Here is a 19,586-nt window from a genome sequence, read left to right as displayed (position 1 = left end):
GGGATTAACGCAGTTTGAGGGTAGAAAGACCGATCAGGGCCAGCATGGCGGCCACGATCCAGAAGCGGATCACGACTGTCGATTCCGGCCAGCCCATTTTTTCAAAATGGTGGTGGATCGGGGCCATCAGGAAGATGCGCTTGCCGGTCATTTTGAAATAGCCGACCTGAATCATCACCGATGCGGCCTCGACCACGAACAGACCGCCGACAATGCCCAGCACCAGTTCGTGCTTGGTCGCCACAGCCATCGAGCCCAGCGCGCCGCCCAGAGCCAGCGAGCCGGTATCACCCATGAAGATTTTAGCGGGCGGTGCGTTGTACCAGAGGAAGCCCATGCCGCCGCCAATGATGGCTGCACAGAAGATGGCCAGTTCACCGGCACCCGGCACATGGTGGACCTGCAAATATTCCGAGAACAGGAAGTTGCCGACCAGATACGAGATGATGCCAAAAGCACCCGCCGCCATCATCACCGGCACAATGGCCAAACCGTCCAGACCGTCCGTCAGGTTCACCGCGTTCGAGAAACCGACAATCGTAAAGGCGGCAAAGGCCACATAGAACCAGCCGATATTCAGCAGCACGGCCTTCAGGAACGGGAAGGCAATCGAGGTTTCCAGACCCGGCGAGGTCGGCGAATGGGTCATCCACAGAACGGTCAGAATGCCAGCAATCACGGCCACAACCGTCTGTGCGGCCAGCTTCTGTTTCGAGGTCAGACCGGCCGAGGACTGTTTGGTCACCTTGGCATAGTCATCGACAAAGCCCAGCACACCGAACGCCGCCGTCACTCCCGAAACGATCCAGATATAGGGATTGGTCAGGTCGCCCCACAGGAAGACCGCCACCGCGATACCGGCCAGGATCATCAGACCGCCCATGGTCGGCGTGCCGACCTTGGACAGGTGGGTGACCGGACCGTCTTCACGGATCGGCTGGCCCTTGCCCTGACGCAGGCGCATCCAGTTGATGAAGCGGCTGCCCATGGCCACAGCCACGATCATCGCCGTCGCCATCGCCAGCGCCACACGCACCGTCTGATACTGGATCAGGTGCAGCAGCGGATAATCCTGCGCGATGTCCGCATAATGTAGATACAGAAGGTAGAACATAGCCGGTTCCTGTTACTCCGCAGCGCCGTCAAGCTCTGCGAGAGCCTTGGCCACAATAGCGGCCCGCGAGCCGTTCGATCCCTTCACCATGACGATATCGTCCGGTGAAACCAAATCTGTCGCAATACCGGCCAGTTCGGCCGCGGTTTCGCGCCACTGGCCGCGCATGGCAGACGGTAGAATATCGTAGAGCAGGCGCATCTGCGGACCCGCCGCATGCACCACATCAATCTTGTTGGCGATCAGGCTTTCCGACAGGCCTTCATGCAGGGCACGGCTGTGATCGCCCAGTTCCAGCATGTCGGTCAGCACCACGACGCGCTTGCCACCATGAGCAACCGGACGCGCGCCAAGGCTGATAAAACCGGCCTTCATCGACAGCGGATTGGCGTTGTAGCTCTCGTCGATCAGGGTGAAATGACCGCCCTTGTGGGCCACGCACCTGGTTTCCCCGCGACCGGCCAGCGGCGCAAAATCAGCCAGAGCCTCGAAGGCGGTTTCCAGAGACACATCCAGTGCGCGCAGCATCAGGATCACGCACAGGCTGTTCAGGCCCCAATGCACACCCGACTGGGCCAGACGATAGGCATGGCGTTGCCCCTCGATCTCGGCGACCACTGTGGCCCCTTCGGGATCGGCATCGAACGACAACAGACGCGCATCGGCATCCTCGCCGGTGCCAAAAACCTTCAGAACCGCGCCCGCATCGCGTGCGGCCTGTTTGACGATCTCGGCATAGGCATTGTCGCCATTGATGACGGCCACGCCGCCCTCGACCAAGCCCTCGAAGATCGCGCCTTTTTCACGCGCCACGCCGGCTTCGCCATCGGCAAAGGCCTCGATATGGACAGGGCCGACCGTGGTCACACAGGCCGCATGCGGACGTACCTGTTGCGACAGGGGGCCAATCTCGCCCGGATGGTTCATGCCGATTTCAAACACGGCACGTTCGGTATCGGCCGGCATGCGCGACAAGGTCAGCGGCACACCGATATGGTTGTTATAGCTTTTGATCGAGGCGTGGCTGCGGCCCGCCAGATCAAGACCGGCCTTGATGGCCTGTGTCACACTGGTCTTGCCGACGCTGCCGGTCACGGCTCCGCGCTTGGCGGCGCTGCGGTCACGCGCCGCTGCGCCAAGGGCTTCCAGCCCCTTCAGGGTATCGGGCACCACCACATAGGCCCCGCCCTCGACCGGATGCTCGACCAGAGCCACAACCGCACCGGCTTCAAAGGCGGCCTGTGCAAACTCGTGGCCGTCGCGGGCACCTTTCAGCGCCAGAAACAGATCACCGGACTGGATTTCACGGGAGTTATAGGTCAGGCCGCCGACATCGGCGTCGGGGCCTTCCAGTTTACCGCCAACAGCCGAAGCTATGGCTTCGGCAGTCCACAGCGGCTTTTCAAGATCAGGCATTTTCGCTCAGGGCAAGGCTTGCTTCGGTGACGTCATCAAACGGATGAACCACACCGCCGACGATCTGGCCCTGTTCATGCCCTTTTCCGGCGATCACCACCACATCTCCTTCGCGCATCAGACCAATGGCGTAGTGGATAGCTTCACGACGGTCGCCGATTTCCTTGGCATCGGGGCAACCTTCTTTGACCTGAGCACGGATAAAGGCCGGATCTTCCGAACGCGGATTATCGTCGGTCACGATGGCCACATCGGCCAGACGCCCTGCAATCGCGCCCATCAGCGGACGCTTGGTGCGGTCACGGTCACCGCCCGCGCCGAACACCACGATCAGGCGACCCGTCGCATGCGGACGCAGCGCGTTCAGAACCGTCTCCAGACCATCCGGCGTGTGGGCATAGTCTACATAGACCTCGCCGCTCTTGCTCGAATGGGCCTGAACACGTTGCAGGCGCCCTTGGGCACCCTCGATCATTTCAAGAGCCGGAATAACCTTGTCGGCATCCTCGCCACCGGCGATGCACAGGCCCGCCGCGACAAGGGCGTTGGACGCTTGGAAGCCGCCCGCCAGCGGCAGCAGGATGTCGTGCATACGGCCACGCACATCGATCACCAGACGCTGGCCTTCCGGCGTCGGACGGCGCTGGATCAGGGTCAGGTCACGACCGCGCTCGCCCACGCCCATCACGCCCAGACCCGCCATGATGGCCGAGGACGCAAAGGCCGAATAGGCATCGCTGTCGGCGTTCAGAACCGCTGTACGGCCACGCGGCAGCAGGGTTTCAAACAGGCGCATCTTGGCCGCGCGATAGTCTTCCATCGTCGCGTGATAATCGAGATGGTCCTGACTCAGATTGGTAAAGCCCGCCGCCTTGATCGCCACACCGTCCAGACGGCGCTGGTCCAGACCATGCGAGGACGCTTCGAGTGCAAGGTGGGTCACGTCCTTGCGGGCCAGTTCGGCCAGAAGACGCGCGGCTTCTGCGGCATCGGGGCTGGTCAGGCCGGGGCCGGTCAGGGCGTAGGTTTTGTCGCCCTTTTGGCCGACCACGCCCAGAGTGCCCATGCTGGCCGACTTATAGCCCATGCCCGCCCAGATCTGACGGCAGAAGTTCGCCACCGAGGTCTTGCCATTGGTACCGGTAATGGCGACGCAGTTCTTGGGCTGGGCGCCATAGAATGCACGCGCTGCGATGGCATAGGCACGGTGAACATCGCCCGAGCCGATCAGCAGAGGCGCGGCATCCGACGGCGTATCATTGGGGGCCAGAACCGCCGCCGCCCCTTGCGACAGGGCCTGATGGATGAAGGTACGACCGTCGGCATTGGTCCCCGGCAGGGCGACGAACAGCGCACCGGGCGTCACCTTGCGGCTGTCGGAAGTGACCGAAGTGATTTCAGGATCGGACGCCAGATCGCGGTTCAGCAATTCTGACAGGCGCTGTGCGCTCATCGTGCCGGCTCCTCGACCACAGGCGGTTGAGGAATGCGCTCGCCCGTGGCGGTGAACCAGCGGTCATCCTTGCGCGCCACACCGAGGAACTCGGCGATGCGGTCGGCAATACGGCCCACAGCCGGTGCCGCGACAAAGCCGCCGGTACGCGGATAGTGACCCGGCTCGTCGATCAGGACGAAGACCGAATAGCGTTTGGCATTCACCGGACCATCGGCTGGGAATACTGCCGCGAACGAGCCGACAGCCACGGTCGGGTTATAACGGCCATTGACCAGCTTGTTGGCCGAGCCGGTCTTGCCGCCGACGCGCAGACCCGGTGCATTGGCGCGACCGCCCGAACCACGCGCCACGTTGCCGCGCATCAACTCCAGCATCACCGCCGAGGTTTCCGGCGAAATGACCTGACGGGTCTCCGCATTCGGATTGCCGCCACGACGCAGGGTTGGTGCCACATAGCGCCCGCCATTGGTCAGCGCCCCATAGGCCGCCACCGTCTGTAGCGGGGTGCTCATGATGCTGTAACCGAACGACAGCGAAGCCAGCGTCGAGTCGCCCCACTTCTGCGGATAGGTCGGACGGGCGCTTTCGCGCAGTTCGATCGGCGCGGCATCCAGCAGACCCAGACGCTTGAAGTAATCGCGCATCACATCGTCGCCCATTTCGACCGCCAGACGCGACGTGCCGATATTGGACGAGTGCAGGAAGACTTCTTCCAGCGTCATCACCTTGTTCTTGGCGTGGAAGTCGGTGATGCGGCGGTTGCCGATATAGAAGGGCTTGGAGGCATCAAACAGGGTGCCACGGTCGGCACGGCCCGTATCGACACCGGCCGCAATCGCATAGGCCTTGAAGATCGAACCCATTTCATAGTGGGCCGAGATCACGCGGTTCAGCGTGGCATTATTGCCTTCGGTCACCGGCTTGTTCGGATCATAGGTCGGCCACGAGGCCATGCCCAGAATCTCGCCCGTATGCACATCGGCCACGACGGCAATACCGGCCTTGGCATCGGCCTCGGCAATGGCGGCGGCCAGTTCGTTTTCGACCACGCCCTGAACGCGCATATCGATCGAGATCGGGAAGTCGTCGCCGCCCATACCCGCATTGCGGATTTCGCGATCAAACGCCAGCTCGACGCCCGACACACCGTTACCGCCCGTATCCGAACGGCCCAGCAGATGCGATGCGGAGGCCCCCAGCGGATAGACGCGGCGGTCTTCCGGCTCGAACGTAACGCCGCCCAGCGCCAGATCATGGATGGCGGCTTTTTCCTGCGGGGTCAGGCCGGTGGCGACGATCAGGCGACGATCCCCCGACAGAACGCGATCCAGCTTGGTCTTGGAGATACGCGGCAGGGCCGCCAGAAGCTGGCGACGGGCCACATTCACGTCCCAGACCTCGCGCGGGTCGATATAGACACCGTAATGGGCGATATTGGTGGCCAGCAGCAGACCGTTGCGATCCACCAGATCGCCGCGCTTCAGCATCGGGCGGCTATGGCCGTAACCCACGCGCCCCTTGTCGGCAAACAGCGCCGCATAGGATGCGCCGCCCATCAGCACTACAAACACCAGCGCGAAGACCGCCATCACCAAGAAGATGCGGAAACGCGGATCATCTTGTGCGCGATCATGGCTGCGGGCACGCCCGTAAGCGTTCTCGACATCCCAGACCAGCGCACCCACACGGTTGCCGATCTTGGCCATCAGGCCATCCAGCGCCGGAGCCTTGATACCGGGTGCCGGACGGCCCCAGTTCATGTCGCGGTGATCGTGAACGCTCATGGCTGACCTTCCTGGCCAGAAACTTGAACAGAGGCTTGAACAGCGGGCTTCGCAGGTGAGGTCACAGGTGCCTGCCCTGCCGCCACGGCAGGTGCCGGAACCACAGCCGGTGCGGGCGGCTGATGCGCCGCTGCGATCTCGGCCAGACCCTCTTCATCGGCGCGGCGCTGAACCTTGACCGGCTCCAGTCCCAACTGGCGCGACAAGGCTTCCAGACGGGCGGGTTGTTCCAGGCGGGTCGCTTCGGCACGCAGCAGACGCACGCGTTTGGCGTTCTCGCTGATCTCGCGCTCGATCTGGCTGATTTCCGTGCTTTCACGGGCCGCGGCCGTTTTGACGATATAGACCGACACTATCATCGCCGCGAGGCAGACAACGGACACCAGTTCAATCACGCGCACACCGCGCACACGCCAGTCGAACAAACGCTTTAGCGGGGTCAGGACAAGGTTCATGCCCGCCCCCCGATATTCCATGCCGGTGCCGAGGTGCGGACCGCTGCGCGCAGCTTGGCCGAGCGGGCGCGCGGGTTGACGGCGCTCTCTTCGGCGGTTGCGGCCTGTGCACCCTTGAACTGCAAGGCAAAGGTCGGCTTGCGGGTATCGACAGCCACAGGCGCGTGACGCGATCCGCCCGGCATATTGCCCGTGCGTTCCTGCAGGAAGTTTTTAACGATGCGGTCTTCCAACGAATGGAAGGTCACAACCACCAGACGCCCGCCTTCGGCCAGCGTCTTTTCAGCCGCTTCCAGACCGCGTTCCAGCTCGCCCAGTTCGTCATTCACCGCGATACGCAGCGCCTGGAAGGTGCGCGTGGCCGGATGGATCGGCGCACCGCGACGACCGCCAAGGGCCTTCTCGATGGCATCGGCCAGATCCAGCGTGCGGGTAAACGGCTGTTCGGCGCGGCGGCGCAGAATAGCCGAGGCAATGCGGCCCGACTGACGCTCTTCGCCATACAGCTTGATGATGTGGGCCAGTGGACCGTGTTCCCACGTGTTCACAATATCGGCTGCGGTTTCGCCCGTATCGGCCATCCGCATGTCCAGCGGCCCGTCGCGCATGAAGGAGAAGCCGCGCTCGGCCTGATCCAACTGCATCGACGACACACCGATGTCGAACACCGCGCCATCCAGCTTGGCCTTGCCGCTTTCGGCAAAGGCGTCGTCCAGATCACCGAACGGGGTGCGGATCAGTTGGAAACGATCACCGAACTCGGCCTTTACGGCATCGGCGTGGACCTGAACCGTCGGATCGCGGTCCAGACCGATCACCTCGGCTCCGGTCGCCAGAATGGCGCGGGTGTATCCACCAGCGCCAAAGGTCGCATCAATAATCACATCGCCGGATTTGGCATCCAGCGCCGCCAGAACCTCCGGCAGCATCACCGACAGGTGGGGCTTGGCGTCTTCGCTCATGCACCGCCCCCTGCCAGTTTGATCTGGGCTTCCAGCTTGGCCTTGGCGACCTGGGCCAGACCGGCCTTGGCCAGACGGCGCTGCTCGGCGCGGCGGGCCATCCACTTGTCCTTGGCCCAGATCTGGAAACGGTCGTTCAGGCCGACGATCACCACATCGCCCGACAGCTCGGCCTCGAGGCACAGATGGTCCGGCAGGGTGATACGGCCACCGCTGTCGAACGACAGACGGACCTGCTCGCCCATGACCTGCCACTCCAGCGCCGAACGCTCTTCGGAGCCGAACGGCAGCGACTGGATCACTTCATTATAGACAGCGAACAGATGGTCCCCGCCCGCTTCAAGGCAGTCGGCTTCGATGGAGGGGAACAGGAAAACGCCGTGCTCGGCACCGTTTTCAGCCGTGCGGAAGTCGCCCGGAATGAGCAGGCGACGCTTAGCGTCCAATTGTTTCTCGTAGGTCGAGAGAAACACGCCCTGTCCCATCGAGCCCGTCGGCCCGTCCCTGCGCCTTCGGCAGACAACACAAAACGTGCGCCCTACAGCCGATCAGTTCAGCTTCTGGGATACCATGGGATAGAATGGGCCTCAATGGGATGAAACGGGATGTTTAACCTTGTTTTCATCTTGCCAGTGGACAAGAACACCGCAAGAACAAGAACATACACAGAACAGTCCACTTGTGGATGATGTGGAAAACTGACGATATCTGTATTTCCTACAGTCATTTACGCAGACAGCTTGGTCACAGCACCGCATTTAGCCCCCGACGAGGCAACCTGCCCCATCAGGGTAAATAAAAAATCGATTTTTACGCGAGCCGTTCCCATTTTCGCGTCAAAGTGCGTTTTCGCACCTGCGCCAGAGGCCGGTGAATCACCCCGGTGGCGATCCATCCCATTTTCGGGACGGACTTTCACAAAATGGAAAAAATGCCAGACGGTCTATAAGCCGGGTTCTGTCCCGCAAGCGGTGACGATCATTCCTCTGGACCACCCGTTGCCGAGTGGTTCTCGCGACCTACCCGGACGTCCGGGGCAGTGAACCCTGTGGCCGAGGCCACGCGACGTCCCTATTTGGTCTTGCTCCAGGCGAGGTTTACCTTGCCATCTTCGTTACCGAAGACGCGGTGGGCTCTTACCCCACCCTTTCACCCTTACCCCGATAAATCGGGGCGGTTTACTTTCTGTGGCACTGTCTCTCGGGTCACCCCGGGCGGGCGTTACCCGCCGCCTTTTCACCGTGGAGCCCGGACTTTCCTCGACAGGGTCAAGCCCTGCCGCGACCGTCCAACCGTCTGGCGCGGTCCAAGTGACGTGTTCTGCTTCTCACGTCAATGCGGGTACGGGATAAAGATCAGTCCAGAACGCCAGTGACGCTTTCGACACTGGCCAGTTGCAACAGCCCCACCAGTCGCGCGCGGGTCTCGCCATCGGCGATGCCGTCCACGCGGTCGGGTCGCCAGTGGCGCTGGAAGGCTTTGACGGTCATGACGGTATCGTCGTCATAATCGCCGCCTGCCGTAATCGGATAGCCCAGTCGATGTAGCCCCGAACGCAGCACCAGCACCCCCAGACCCGTATCACCTGTCTGGAGCGCCGCGCCGAGCGCATGGATACGCGCCAGCGCCGGCTCGAACCACAGACCATGCCCCTCGCCCGCCAGACGCTTCCAAGGGAACAGCTCGCCCGGATCGTCCTTGCGCGTCGGTGCCATGTCGGAATGGGCGATGATGCGGGCGTCGGGAATGGTCCAGCGCGTGCGGATATCGGCCACAAGGGCGATCACCGCCTGAATCTGTGCATCGGGGAATTCGCGATAGCCGAACTCGTGACCGGGATTGACGATCTCGATACCGATCGAGGCACCGTTCACATCGTCCGTGCCCTGCCATGCGCCGCGACCGGCGTGCCATGCACGGCGCTCCTCGGCCACCAGACGGAAGATGCGGCCATCTTCCTCGACCAGATAGTGGGCGGAAACCTTGGCCTCGGGATCGCACAGGCGCTCCAGCGCCTCCTGCCCCGTCGGCATGCCGGTATAGTGTAGAACCAGAATGTCAGGGAGAACCCGACGCTCGTCGAAATTCGGTGACGGGGCCTCGATGAACTCCATGATGTTCACGCAGCCTTAGCGGCCGTCGCGCTCCCAGCCATAGGCCACCCAGGTGTCGCCGACCTTCTGGGCGTCGATCACACCTTCATCGGCGGCTTTTTGCGCCTGACGCATCTGGCGCGAGCGACGCGCACGCAGGGCAAAACCGGCAAAGAACAGCACCACACCGCCGACCACCGCCAGCACAGCCACAGTCGCAGCGGTCAGCACCGCCAGTATCGCGCCCACTGTCACAGCCACGGCTGTTGCCACGAGGCCGAACATCCAGACCACAAACGCAGCCAAACCACCATTGGGGCGGCGACGGGCGGCAAAGCCGATCTGGGCCATAGGGTCAGACTTGATCATAAGCACGATACCTTATTGGGCGCGGGAGGAGCGCACAGCCTCTAATGTCGGTCCGCAAACCTGAACGGTCAATGACTTGAGTCATCACAGACCTGTCACGTTACGCCGCACCCTCCTCCTAACGCATCAGAACGCCGGTTGTTCGGCCAGCACCGCAGCGCCTTGTGTACGCATCTGTTCGGTCCGCACGCGCTCCATCACTGCCACTGCTGCCGGATCGCCCAGAACCTGACCGATACGCACCAGTGTGGATGCCGCCTGACCCGAGGCACCAAAGGCCGAAGCCAGCGCTTCCCACGGGGTTTGCGGGGTCGGATAGTATTTGAAGCGCACGCCCTCGGCCGATGGAATCTCGGCCAGTTGGCGCGCCTTGTTAATGGCTTCATGCAGGCCGCCCAACTGGTCAACCAGACCGATTTCCTTGGCCTGCATACCCGTCCAGACGCGACCCTTGGCGATTTCGTGGGCGCGTTCCGGCGTCAGCTTGCGACCGCGTGCCACACGTTCGATGAACTGGGCATAGATGCGGTCCATCGAGGCCGAGAAGGCCGCGCGCTGGCCTTGGTCAAAGCCGCTGGCCGAGCTGAAGGCATCGGCATAGTCGCCGCCCACCGTCAGGTTGCGCGTGTCGATGCCGAAACGGCCCAAGGCCTCGCCAATGGCGAACTTGCCGCCATAGACGCCGATAGAGCCGGTCAGGGTCGAGGGCTGGGCCACGATCCAGTCGGCTTCGGAGCTGATCCAGTAACCGCCCGAGGCCGCATAACCGCCCATGGACACCACCACCGGCTTGCCTGCTTTCTTGGCTGCACGCAGCGCTGCCAAAATCTGTTCAGAGGCATCGGGCGAGCCGCCCGGCGAGGACACACGGAAGACAATCGCCTTCACGTCCTTGTCCTCGATGGCCTGATAGAGGGCGCGGGCCAGATCGTCCGAACGGATTTCCGAACCCGAACCGAACAGCGAGCCGCTATTGCCGCGACCGGTCATGATGGCACCCTCGCCGCCAACGATGGCGATCGAGGACTTGGCACCGGAGCCCATGCTGCTGCGCATGCCCTTCATCGAGCCATACTCGCCGAAGGAGACGATCTTGGCGTCTTTGCCGGCCTTTTCCTTCACATAGGCCTCGGCTTCCTCGACCTGACCGATCTTGTCGATCAGCTTCAGTTGCAGAGCCTGTTCAGGTGTATAGGGACCGGCCTCGATCACAGCCTTCAGGGCCACAGGGTCCTGCTTGCGGTCCGTGGCCACCACCGACAGCACCGAGGTATAGATAGAGTTCATCCACGCCGTCATCGCCTCGCGGTGGGCGGGGGTGAAGTCGGACTGGGTGAACTCGTTCACCGCATTCTTGTATTCGTAACGCTGCTCGAAATCGGCCTTCACGCCGTATTTTTCAGCGGCGCGGCCAAGGAACATCGAATCCATCGACACGCCCGTGGCCTGGAAGGACGAGGTGTTCTGCATCCACAACTCGTCGGCACTGGCCGCCAGCATATAGGACGACATCACCACACCCGACGGGGCAAAGCCCTGACTGTGGGCGACGACCAGCTTGCCCGTCTTGCGGAAGCGCTGGACGGCCTGACGGATTTCATCGGCATAGGCGGGCGTCATGCCACCTTCGGGCGCGCGGATCAGCAGCGCCTTGACGTTGGTGTCGCGCTCGGCCTGAGCGAGGGTATCAATCACCCCCAGAACGGACTGGCTGCTGTCCAGCATGGCAAACGGATTGGTCGGCACCTGATCGGTCAGACCCTGACGCAGGTCCAGTTCCAGCACCGTATGGGCCGGTGTCGACGGCTTGGACGTGCTGGCCGCCGCCCCCACCAGAAGCATCAACCCCACCACAGGCAGGATGATAAAGAACACCACCAGACCGGCAAAAACGCCAAGCATGGTCAGGAAAAACTGCTTCATAGGGTCGTTCGATCCGAAGGCGGCCCACAGGCCTTTAGACAGCGCAGAAGGACGGACCTTACCAGATCCGCCCTTCCCAGCCTTTTAGAGCCTGTTCCCGTGCCCTGTAAAAGGCATGGAGATTACATTATTGTAACGCGACCTACTGACCCAGATCATAAAGGCCGTTGATCTCGATCTGGACGGTCAATTCACCGCTCTCGACAGCGGTGCTGTCCAGCGCCATGGCACCGGCCGCACGCGAGTACATGCGCGGCGACGGCTGCGGCACATAACCACCGCTTTCGGTCAGGTTACGAATGCTGCCCAGCGGCTTGCCCAGAGCCTCGGCATAGAGCGCTGCCTTGGCTTGCAGAGCCTGAACCGCCAGACGACGGGCCTGATTTTCAGCCGCGCTCGGGTCTTTCAGACCAAAGCTGATGCCGTCGATCTGGTTGACGCCAGCGGCCACCACCGCATCGGCGGTCTGGCCGACCTTGGTCAGGTCATTGATGATCACCGTCACGCGGTTGGAGGCCTGATAGCCCCGCAGCTTGGGCGATTCATTTTCCTTATAGTCATATTGCGCCGACAGGTTCAGGCCCGAGGTCTGCACTTCGCGCTCGCTGATACCGGCACGGCGCAGGGCGGCAATGACCTGGTTCATCTGGCGGGCATTGGCCTGCATGGCTTCCTGCGCCGTCGCGGCCTCGGTCACGACACCAAAATTAATGGTGGCCTGGTCCGGCGCGACATTGACCTTGCCGGTCGCCGACAGATTGAGGGACGGTTGTTGGTTCATGGCGGCGACTCCCGAAACAGTCTGGGCTTGGGCGGCAACAGGAAGAGCGGCCAAAGGCGCGGCCATAGCCACCATGGCAGAACCGATCATCAGCGCACGCGAAAAGCGGGTCATAGAGAGTGTCTCCACTAGAGTTATCAGACCAACAGGGCCATGTACGCACTTCTGGCATGGCCCGTATGAACAAAGCTGAACGTAAATCAGTCAGTCTTTGTTCACCCGCCAGTCCATTTGTTGCCCAGATTGTTGTCCCGATCCCTCTTCTCAGTGGCCGCGACTGCTGCTAGGCACAGCCTCCTGCTTCGGGGGCGTGTAGCTCAATGGTTAGAGCCGACCGCTCATAACGGTCTGGTTGGGGGTTCGAGTCCCTCCACGCCTACCAAAGCTCTGAAATCCATTTTCTTTTCAGAGCTTTGAACAATAAATTCCGACAACCTCCGTTTGCACATTTCAAAATACAGATGTTATCTGGATTGTCGGCATATAGCCGACATCAGAGGGGGAATCTGTTTGTCCACGACACCTGCAACCGTCATCGAGGGCCATTTCAGCCCCAAGCTGAAAACCTATTTCTTCCTGCAGGGGGCCTTGCCTCTGGTCATCACGGTTGTCGGTATCCTGCTGTTGCCGCTCTGGGCCATTTTCGGATCATGGTGGGCGGGGCGTTATTATGCCTCGCTGAAGATGGAACTGACCGACCGTAATGTGGTCATCCGCAAGGGCGTCTGGTTCCGGCAGGAACTGACCATTCCTCTGGACAAGATTCAGGACATTTCTGTGCGCGAAGGTCCGCTGCTCAGCGCCCTTGGTCTGTTGGGCCTGCGGATCGAAACCGCCGGACAGCGCAGCAATGCCAGCGGCCAGTCCGAAGCAGACCTGATCGGCCTGATGAATGCCCGCGAGATGCGTGACCGTATTCTGGCCATGCGCGATGCCCAGACGCACACGCCCGCAACGGCGACCACCCACACCGCAACCTCGCAAGACCTGCTGGTCGAAATCCGCGATGCCCTGCTGCGGATCGAAAGCAAGCTGGGCGAGCGTAAAACGTCCTGATGACTTGATCTGGCGGGCAAGTGCGCTGACATACCGTCTCTGCATTTGCCCCTGCCCTGATTGAAGCCCCTATGTCCTATATCGCCCGTGACGACCGCCCTGCCGACAAGGCCGAATGCTATGCCGAGGTCGAGGCCGAGATTTTGGCGGTGCTGGACGGCGAGCCGAATGTGACGGCGCGTATGGCCACCGTCGCTTCGATGCTGGCCGATGCCTTTCCTGCCTTCTTCTGGACCGGCTTCTATGTGGTCGATCCGGCAAAAGAGAACGAACTGGTGGTCGGCCCCTATCAAGGCACGCTGGGCTGTCTGCGTATCCCGTTTGCACGCGGCGTGTGCGGTGCTGCGGCCCGCGAGCAAAAGACGCAACTGGTCGAGGATGTTCACGCCTTTGCCGGTCACATCGCCTGTGACAGCCGCTCCGAGAGCGAGATCGTCGTGCCGGTGTTTGATGCCGCTAAAAACCTGATCGCCGTACTGGATGTGGATGCCACCGAAAAGGCAGCGTTCGATGCCGTGGACCAGACCTGTCTTGAACGTCTGATGGCCAAGGTATTTGCCTGATATGCGCATCGGCATCGACTTTGGCGGCACCAAGATAGAAGCCGCCGCCATTGACGAGGCCGGTGGCTTTAGCGCCCGTATCCGCCGCCCCAATCCTGGCACCTATGACGGGGCGATCCGGCTGGTGGGCGAACTTATCACCGAGGTCGAACAGCTTGCCGGCCCTGCCCGCTCGGTCGGGCTGGCCATTCCGGGTTCGCCGTCACCGCTGACCGGCTTGATCCGCAATGCCAACAGCCAGTATCTGAACGGCCAACCGTTCCAAGCCGACCTGCAACAGCATCTGGGCCGCCCCGTGCGCCTTGCCAATGACGCCAACTGTCTGGCCCTGTCCGAAGCCGTGGATGGCGCAGGCGAAGGCCATGCCTCGGTCTATGCCGTCATCCTTGGCACAGGCTGTGGCGCGGGATTGGTGATCGACGGCAAACTGGTCGAGGGCCGTCATGGCGTCGCCGCCGAAATGGGCCACAATCCTTTGCCGTGGCCAACGCTTGACGAAATGCCCGGCCCTGCCTGCTGGTGCGGACAGTCGGGCTGTCTGGAGACGTGGATTTCCGGCTCCGGTTTTGCACGCGCCCACCGTGCCGCCACCCATCGCGAATGGACCTGCGAACAGATCATCGACGCTGTCCGCTCCGGCGACCTTGAGGCGGTGCAACAGATGGACCTGCTGCGCGACCGCGTGGCCCGCGCACTGGCGGCTGTGGTCAATCTGGTCGATCCGGAGATTATCGTGCTGGGCGGCGGATTATCAAACCTGCCGGAGCTTTATGACGGCCTGAACCAAGCCATTGCCAAGCGCGTATTTTCCGACATCTGGAATGCCGCCGTCGTGCCCGCCCGCTGGGGCGACAGTTCGGGTGTGCGCGGTGCCGCTCGCTTGTGGCCATGAGCCTCGCTATGCTCCCGAAAAACGAGCTTCAAGCGAGTCTCCGATGAAAGTCCGCAGCGTCCTCTACCTGCCTGCCAGCAACCCGCGCGCCATCGAAAAAGCGCGTGGACTGGATTGCGACGTCGCGGTTCTGGACCTCGAGGACGCAGTTGCCCCCGAAGCCAAGTCCGACGCCCGCAAGGCCGCTATTGAGGCCGCCATGGCCGGTGGATTTGGTCCCAAACTGGCCGTACGCATCAATGCGCTGGATACGCCATGGGCCGCCGATGATCTGGACGCCCTGAAAGACGCCCCCGTTGATCTGGTCGTCGCCCCCAAGATCGAGAACGAACAACAGGTTAAGGCGATCAGCGATGTCCTGCGTCTGGATCAACGCCTATGGGCGATGATCGAAACGCCCAAGGCATTGGTGGACCTGAAAGACATTGCCGAGGCTGGCGGCATCCTGTCGGGCCTGATGCTGGGCGTGAACGATCTGGCCAAGGAATTGAAGACGGGTGCCTCGCCTGACCGCGAACCGTTCAAGCCGTGGTTGGCGGCTGTGGTCGCCCATGCCCGCGCCAACAAGCTGCTGGCCATTGACGGCGTGTTCAACCGCATCAAGGACGAGGACGGCTTTATGGCCGAGGCCCAACAGGGTCGCCTCTACGGTTTTGACGGCAAGAGCCTGATCCATCCGTCCCAGATCACCCCCGCCAATACTGCCTTTGGCCCATCCCCTGTCGAGATCGAATGGGCGCAGAAAATCGTCGCCGCCTTTGCCGCCCCCGAGGCCGCAGGTCTGGGCGTGATCCGTGTCGATGGCGAAATGGTCGAGCGCCTGCATCTGCAACAGGCGCAAAGCCTGCTGGCCGATCTGTGATTGCCCACAACCGATCAAGACCAGCCCACTGGTTAAGCCTCGCCGTGCGGCCTAGACAAAACCCATGATGAAATCCGCACAGCCCGCCCCCACCCTGCCTCATAAGTCAGCATGGGTCTGTGCGCCGGGCGTGCTGAAGGTGCCGAACCTTGCCGCCTTCCTACCGGAATATGCGCTGAACCGCCTACCCTCCAAGGATGTGGATGTGGTGACGGGCTGGGGTCTGAAACCGTCCAGCCGCGCGGGCCGCACATGGGCCAGCCGCAACAACAAACCCTATGTCGCACTCGAAGACGGCTTCCTGCGCTCGGTCGGTCTTGGCGAGAGCGGCGCAACCAGCCTCAGCGTCGTCGTCGATGATCTCGGCATCTATTACGACGCCACCCGCCCCAGCCGTCTGGAAGCCTTGATCCACACCGCCCCGCAATGGTGCGATGTCGCTATGGCCACCCGCGCCCGTGCCCTGATCGACCGCATGGTCGAGGCGCGGATTTCCAAGACCAATATGGGCGGGCCGCTGGATGACAGCATCCTCGAGCCACGCCGCCGCGTTCTGGTGGTGGACCAGACCTATGGCGATGCCTCCATCGCCTATGGACTGGCGAGCGAGGCGCGCTTTGCCGAAATGCTGGCCGCCGCCCGTACCGATGAACCCGACGCCCAGATCATCGTCAAACGCCATCCCGCCGTGGCCGCAGGACGCAAACAGGGCTGTATTCCATCCGACCAGTTATCCGATATCACCCTGATCGACACCGATGTGCGCCCCGCCGAACTGCTGGATGCCGTCGATGCCGTCTATGTGGTGACCTCGGCTTTGGGGTTTGAAGCCCTGCTGCGTGGCAAGGCCGTGCGCTGTTTCGGCGCGCCGTTCTATTCCGGCTGGGGCCTGACCCGCGACACCGTCCTGACCGGTCGCAGGGGCCAGCCCCGCACCGTCGAACAGGTCGTGGCCGCTGCCATGATCCGCTATACCCGCTATGTCGATCCGGTCACCGGCCAGCCTTGCGAGGCCGAACAGGCGCTGGAGCGCCTGATCGCCCTTCGTGACCGCGCCGATCGCCTGTCGGGCGACTGGGCCGCCGTCGGCTTTGCGCCCGCCAAACGCCCGCCGGTGCGTCGCCTGCTGAACAGTCCCAAGGGACGGGTGCGCTATTTCTGGCGTGCCAAGTCTGCCGTCGCCCATGCCCGCGCCACCGGTGGCAAGTTGATCTGGTGGTCCGGCAAGGAAAGCCCCGAGATTCTGGCCGCCGCCAGCACATTCGATGGTCAGCGCGTGCGGATGGAAGACGGCTTTATCCGCTCACGCGGTCTGGGCTCCGACTTCTTTGGTGCCCTGTCCGTCGCGCTGGACGATCAGGGCGTCTATTACGATCCACGCACGCCCAGCCGTCTGGAAACCCTGATCGAAACGGGCGGCCTGTCCCCGCGCCAGCGCGACCGCGCCAAGGCTTTACGCGAGGCCGTGGTCGGTGCGGGCCTGTCGAAATACAACCTCAAAGGCAGCGCCCTTCCCGACACATGGCCCAAGGACAGACCCGTCCTGCTGGTGGTCGGTCAGGTCGAGAACGACAAGTCCATCCTGACCGGTTGCGGCGATATCCGCACCAATTCCGGCCTCGTCAAAGCCGCCCGCGCAGACTTCCCCGATGCCTTCCTTGTCTATCGCAACCATCCCGATGTGACCTCCGGCAACCGGATCGGTCTTCTGGATGCGGGGGCCATGCACGAGGTCGATGCCGTGGCCGACGATATGGACATTATCGACCTGCTGAATGCCTGTGACCGGCTGGCGACCCTGACCTCGCTGTCAGGCTTCGAGGCCCTGATGCGTGGCAAGGCCGTCAGCGTCTATGGCCGCCCCTTCTATGCCGGATGGGGCCTGACCGAAGACAAGATGGCGTTCGAGCGCCGCACGCGAAAAATCACCTTGGATGACCTGATCCATGCCGCCCTGATCGACTATCCGGTCTATGTGACGCCGGACGGTTGGCCGTGCGAGGCCGAGGATCTGGTGGCCGCCCTGATCACGGCGCGTGACCATCCCCTGCCCCCGCCGCCGCGTGGCCGGATCAGGCGTTGGTGGCGTGGCATAAAGGCCAGCCTCGACCGCAGCCTTCCGCCGTCGTATTGATACCCCCAACAACAATATTATGGACGTCGCTGTCGGACAGAAGTTCGCCCCAAACACCGGACATTAGATCGGTAACAGGTGGCCATTCCGGCCCGCCTTTTCGAGCGAACCGCGCGACCGTGCGTGAGGATCAAAGCAGTGCATAAAGCCGTCATCGCCGCCACCGGCCTCTTCACCCCCGACCAGTCCATTTCCAATGACGAACTGGTCCACGCCTACAACACCTGGGTTGATGGCTGGAACGCGGCCCATGCTGCCGCCATCGAAGCGGGCGAAATCGAGCCGAAAACGCACTCTTCAAGCGCCTTCATCGAAAAGGCATCGGGCATCAAGAGCCGCTTTGTCCTCGACAAGGAAGGTATTCTCGATCCATCGCGCATGCTTCCGCGCCTTGCCGCCCGCAGCAATGACGAAATCTCCATCCTTGCCGAGATGGCCGTCAAAGCCGCCGAGCAAGCCATTGCTGCATGGGGCAAACCCGTCAGCGAGATCGGCGCGGTCATCTGCGCCGCCTCCAACATGCAGCGCGCCTATCCGGCCATGGCCATCGAGGTGCAACAGGCACTGGGCATTGGCGGCTTTGCCTTTGACATGAACGTGGCCTGTTCCTCGGCTACCTTCGGCATCAAGACCGCGGCCGACTTTGTCGCCTCCGGCTCGACCAAGGCCGTTCTGATGGTGAATCCCGAGGTCTGCTCGGCCCACCTGAACTTCAAGGACCGCGACAGCCACTTTATTTTTGGCGACGTGGCCACCGCCGTCATCATCGAGGCCGAGGATCAGGCCGGCCCGGGCGGCTGGAACATTCTGGGCACCAAGCTGCAAACCCAGTTCTCGAACGCCATCCGCAACAATTTCGGCTTCCTGAACCGCACCCACCTGCCCACCGACATGCCAGAGCCGATCCCGTCAGACGGCCTGACCGACAAAATGTTCGTCCAGCAGGGTCGCAAGGTGTTCAAGGAAGTGGTGCCGATGGTCTCGGAAATGATCGTCGACCACGCCGCCGAACTGGGTATCGACCCGACCACCTATAAGCGCCTGTGGCTGCATCAGGCCAATATCAACATGAACCAGCTGATCGGTAAGCGGGTTCTCGGCCGCGAGCCTTCGCCCGAGGAAAACGTCATTATTCTCGACGAATATGCCAATACGTCCTCGGCTGGCTCCATCATTGCCTTCCACCTGCACAATCAAGGCTTTGAAGCTGGGGATAAGGGCCTGATCTGCAGTTTTGGTGCTGGCTATTCGGCCGGTACGGTTGTTCTTGAAAAGCGGGGTTAAACAGAAAGTTGAACACCGAGCCACAGCGGCGCTTGCACTGTTCTCTTTTTTTTGCAATCCCTACGTAAATTAAGTTTATCGGGGTCGGGATCCGGTAGTGCCTAAAAAGACAGATCAAAACGCTTCGCCTTGGGCAGAACAGCTCGGAGATCCACTGGCGCACGATATCGCGACAGTGCTTCACCGCATGGGTGGCTCTGCCCATCAGGACATGGTGATCAACTGCGTGGCCGCTATGCGCCGCCAGCGCGGTGAATCCGTCACGCAAGACCTGAAGGCGCGTATCATCGAAGTGTTCGAGCACTATCGTGACTTCTTCGTGCGCCCCTTTGGTGAAGGCTCGCTGCGCTGGGCTATCGCGCCGGACGCCTTACAGGCGCTCTAAAACCCCGCACAAAACGAAAAGGCCCGCCTCTCTCAAGAGGCGGGCCTTCGTCGTTTA

The 19,586-nt window shown here is 62.1% G+C and carries 18 protein-coding genes, 1 tRNA gene and 1 other RNA gene; 8 read left to right on the top strand and 12 right to left on the bottom strand.

Annotated features, from left to right (window positions below; all coding sequences use genetic code 11):
* Nucleotides 1–4 precede the first annotated feature (4 nt).
* The 12 genes from mraY to FHS64_RS05325 all read right to left on the bottom strand — a co-directional run bounded on the left by mraY (nt 5) and on the right by FHS64_RS05325 (nt 12,467).
* On the bottom strand, nt 5–1,114 hold the full coding sequence (gene mraY / locus FHS64_RS05380) for a phospho-N-acetylmuramoyl-pentapeptide-transferase (RefSeq protein ID WP_167176590.1): 1,110 nt from the start codon (nt 1,112–1,114) through the stop codon (nt 5–7).
* A gap of 12 nt (nt 1,115–1,126) precedes the next feature.
* Complete coding sequence (locus tag FHS64_RS05375; protein ID WP_167176588.1) at nt 1,127–2,530, bottom strand: UDP-N-acetylmuramoyl-tripeptide--D-alanyl-D-alanine ligase; 1,404 nt, start codon at nt 2,528–2,530, stop codon at nt 1,127–1,129.
* Nucleotides 2,523–3,983, bottom strand: coding sequence for a UDP-N-acetylmuramoyl-L-alanyl-D-glutamate--2,6-diaminopimelate ligase (locus tag FHS64_RS05370; RefSeq protein WP_167176586.1), 1,461 nt, complete (start codon nt 3,981–3,983; stop codon nt 2,523–2,525). Before FHS64_RS05370 ends, FHS64_RS05375 begins: the two co-directional genes overlap by 8 nt.
* Nucleotides 3,980–5,770: a peptidoglycan D,D-transpeptidase FtsI family protein gene (locus tag FHS64_RS05365; RefSeq protein ID WP_167176584.1), complete on the bottom strand. Its 1,791-nt coding sequence runs from the start codon at nt 5,768–5,770 to the stop codon at nt 3,980–3,982. The genes FHS64_RS05370 and FHS64_RS05365 overlap by 4 nt, the downstream gene beginning before the upstream one ends.
* Nucleotides 5,767–6,225: a cell division protein FtsL gene (gene ftsL, locus FHS64_RS05360; protein ID WP_167176582.1), complete on the bottom strand. Its 459-nt coding sequence runs from the start codon at nt 6,223–6,225 to the stop codon at nt 5,767–5,769. Before ftsL ends, FHS64_RS05365 begins: the two co-directional genes overlap by 4 nt.
* A complete protein-coding gene (gene rsmH / locus FHS64_RS05355; RefSeq protein ID WP_167176580.1) occupies nt 6,222–7,187 on the bottom strand; it encodes a 16S rRNA (cytosine(1402)-N(4))-methyltransferase RsmH in 966 nt (321 codons plus the stop codon). The genes ftsL and rsmH overlap by 4 nt, the downstream gene beginning before the upstream one ends.
* Complete coding sequence (locus FHS64_RS05350) at nt 7,184–7,660, bottom strand: division/cell wall cluster transcriptional repressor MraZ (RefSeq protein WP_167176578.1); 477 nt, start codon at nt 7,658–7,660, stop codon at nt 7,184–7,186. The genes rsmH and FHS64_RS05350 overlap by 4 nt, the downstream gene beginning before the upstream one ends.
* Nucleotides 7,661–8,117: 457 nt before the next feature.
* Nucleotides 8,118–8,487: RNase P RNA component class A (gene rnpB, locus FHS64_RS05345), an RNA gene on the bottom strand.
* A 55-nt stretch (nt 8,488–8,542) separates the two neighbouring features.
* The gene (locus tag FHS64_RS05340) at nt 8,543–9,301 is read right to left on the bottom strand and encodes an N-acetylmuramoyl-L-alanine amidase (protein WP_167177682.1); all 759 of its coding nucleotides are present in this window, start codon (nt 9,299–9,301) and stop codon (nt 8,543–8,545) included.
* A 15-nt stretch (nt 9,302–9,316) separates the two neighbouring features.
* A complete protein-coding gene (locus tag FHS64_RS05335; protein ID WP_167176576.1) occupies nt 9,317–9,649 on the bottom strand; it encodes a hypothetical protein in 333 nt (110 codons plus the stop codon).
* Between the two features lie 126 nt (nt 9,650–9,775).
* The gene (gene sppA / locus FHS64_RS05330) at nt 9,776–11,572 is read right to left on the bottom strand and encodes a signal peptide peptidase SppA (protein ID WP_167176574.1); all 1,797 of its coding nucleotides are present in this window, start codon (nt 11,570–11,572) and stop codon (nt 9,776–9,778) included.
* A gap of 142 nt (nt 11,573–11,714) precedes the next feature.
* Complete coding sequence (locus FHS64_RS05325; protein WP_167176572.1) at nt 11,715–12,467, bottom strand: SIMPL domain-containing protein; 753 nt, start codon at nt 12,465–12,467, stop codon at nt 11,715–11,717.
* A 192-nt stretch (nt 12,468–12,659) separates the two neighbouring features.
* Here FHS64_RS05325 and FHS64_RS05320 point away from each other — a divergent pair.
* The 8 genes from FHS64_RS05320 (at nt 12,660) to FHS64_RS05285 (ending at nt 19,529) form a co-directional block, all read left to right on the top strand.
* Nucleotides 12,660–12,735, top strand: a tRNA-Ile gene (locus FHS64_RS05320).
* 128 nt (nt 12,736–12,863) lie between these two features.
* Complete coding sequence (locus FHS64_RS05315) at nt 12,864–13,409, top strand: PH domain-containing protein (RefSeq protein WP_167176570.1); 546 nt, start codon at nt 12,864–12,866, stop codon at nt 13,407–13,409.
* 71 nt (nt 13,410–13,480) lie between these two features.
* Nucleotides 13,481–13,972, top strand: coding sequence for a GAF domain-containing protein (locus tag FHS64_RS05310; RefSeq protein ID WP_167176562.1), 492 nt, complete (start codon nt 13,481–13,483; stop codon nt 13,970–13,972).
* Nucleotide 13,973: 1 nt separating this feature from the next.
* Nucleotides 13,974–14,864, top strand: coding sequence for an ROK family protein (locus FHS64_RS05305; protein ID WP_167176560.1), 891 nt, complete (start codon nt 13,974–13,976; stop codon nt 14,862–14,864).
* A 43-nt stretch (nt 14,865–14,907) separates the two neighbouring features.
* Nucleotides 14,908–15,726, top strand: coding sequence for an HpcH/HpaI aldolase/citrate lyase family protein (locus tag FHS64_RS05300; protein ID WP_167176558.1), 819 nt, complete (start codon nt 14,908–14,910; stop codon nt 15,724–15,726).
* 64 nt (nt 15,727–15,790) lie between these two features.
* Complete coding sequence (locus FHS64_RS05295) at nt 15,791–17,860, top strand: capsular polysaccharide biosynthesis protein (RefSeq protein ID WP_243862807.1); 2,070 nt, start codon at nt 15,791–15,793, stop codon at nt 17,858–17,860.
* Nucleotides 17,861–17,998: 138 nt separating this feature from the next.
* Nucleotides 17,999–19,144 carry a beta-ketoacyl-ACP synthase III gene (locus FHS64_RS05290; protein WP_167176556.1) on the top strand — a complete coding sequence of 382 codons (1,146 nt, stop codon included), beginning with the start codon at nt 17,999–18,001 and terminating at the stop codon, nt 19,142–19,144.
* Nucleotides 19,145–19,241: 97 nt separating this feature from the next.
* The gene (locus FHS64_RS05285) at nt 19,242–19,529 is read left to right on the top strand and encodes a hypothetical protein (protein WP_167176554.1); all 288 of its coding nucleotides are present in this window, start codon (nt 19,242–19,244) and stop codon (nt 19,527–19,529) included.
* Nucleotides 19,530–19,586: the final 57 nt, after the last annotated feature.

The sequence above is a fragment of the Brevundimonas terrae genome, from assembly GCF_011761985.1.
Taxonomy (GTDB): domain Bacteria; phylum Pseudomonadota; class Alphaproteobacteria; order Caulobacterales; family Caulobacteraceae; genus Brevundimonas; species Brevundimonas terrae.
This window is presented reverse-complemented; position numbering and strand designations above follow the sequence as displayed.

Excerpts from the sequence above, each read along its gene's own strand:
- mraY (WP_167176590.1), bottom strand. The coding sequence starts at position 1,114 with ATGTTCTACCTTCTGTATCTACATTATGCGGACATCGCGCAGGATTAT.
- FHS64_RS05375 (WP_167176588.1), bottom strand. The coding sequence starts at position 2,530 with ATGCCTGATCTTGAAAAGCCGCTGTGGACTGCCGAAGCCATAGCTTCG.
- FHS64_RS05370 (WP_167176586.1), bottom strand. The coding sequence starts at position 3,983 with ATGAGCGCACAGCGCCTGTCAGAATTGCTGAACCGCGATCTGGCGTCC.
- FHS64_RS05365 (WP_167176584.1), bottom strand. The coding sequence starts at position 5,770 with ATGAGCGTTCACGATCACCGCGACATGAACTGGGGCCGTCCGGCACCC.
- ftsL (WP_167176582.1), bottom strand. The coding sequence starts at position 6,225 with ATGAACCTTGTCCTGACCCCGCTAAAGCGTTTGTTCGACTGGCGTGTG.
- rsmH (WP_167176580.1), bottom strand. The coding sequence starts at position 7,187 with ATGAGCGAAGACGCCAAGCCCCACCTGTCGGTGATGCTGCCGGAGGTT.
- FHS64_RS05340 (WP_167177682.1), bottom strand. The coding sequence starts at position 9,301 with ATGGAGTTCATCGAGGCCCCGTCACCGAATTTCGACGAGCGTCGGGTT.
- FHS64_RS05335 (WP_167176576.1), bottom strand. The coding sequence starts at position 9,649 with ATGATCAAGTCTGACCCTATGGCCCAGATCGGCTTTGCCGCCCGTCGC.
- sppA (WP_167176574.1), bottom strand. The coding sequence starts at position 11,572 with ATGAAGCAGTTTTTCCTGACCATGCTTGGCGTTTTTGCCGGTCTGGTG.
- FHS64_RS05325 (WP_167176572.1), bottom strand. The coding sequence starts at position 12,467 with ATGACCCGCTTTTCGCGTGCGCTGATGATCGGTTCTGCCATGGTGGCT.
- FHS64_RS05310 (WP_167176562.1), top strand. The coding sequence starts at position 13,481 with ATGTCCTATATCGCCCGTGACGACCGCCCTGCCGACAAGGCCGAATGC.
- FHS64_RS05305 (WP_167176560.1), top strand. The coding sequence starts at position 13,974 with ATGCGCATCGGCATCGACTTTGGCGGCACCAAGATAGAAGCCGCCGCC.
- FHS64_RS05300 (WP_167176558.1), top strand. The coding sequence starts at position 14,908 with ATGAAAGTCCGCAGCGTCCTCTACCTGCCTGCCAGCAACCCGCGCGCC.
- FHS64_RS05295 (WP_243862807.1), top strand. The coding sequence starts at position 15,791 with ATGATGAAATCCGCACAGCCCGCCCCCACCCTGCCTCATAAGTCAGCA.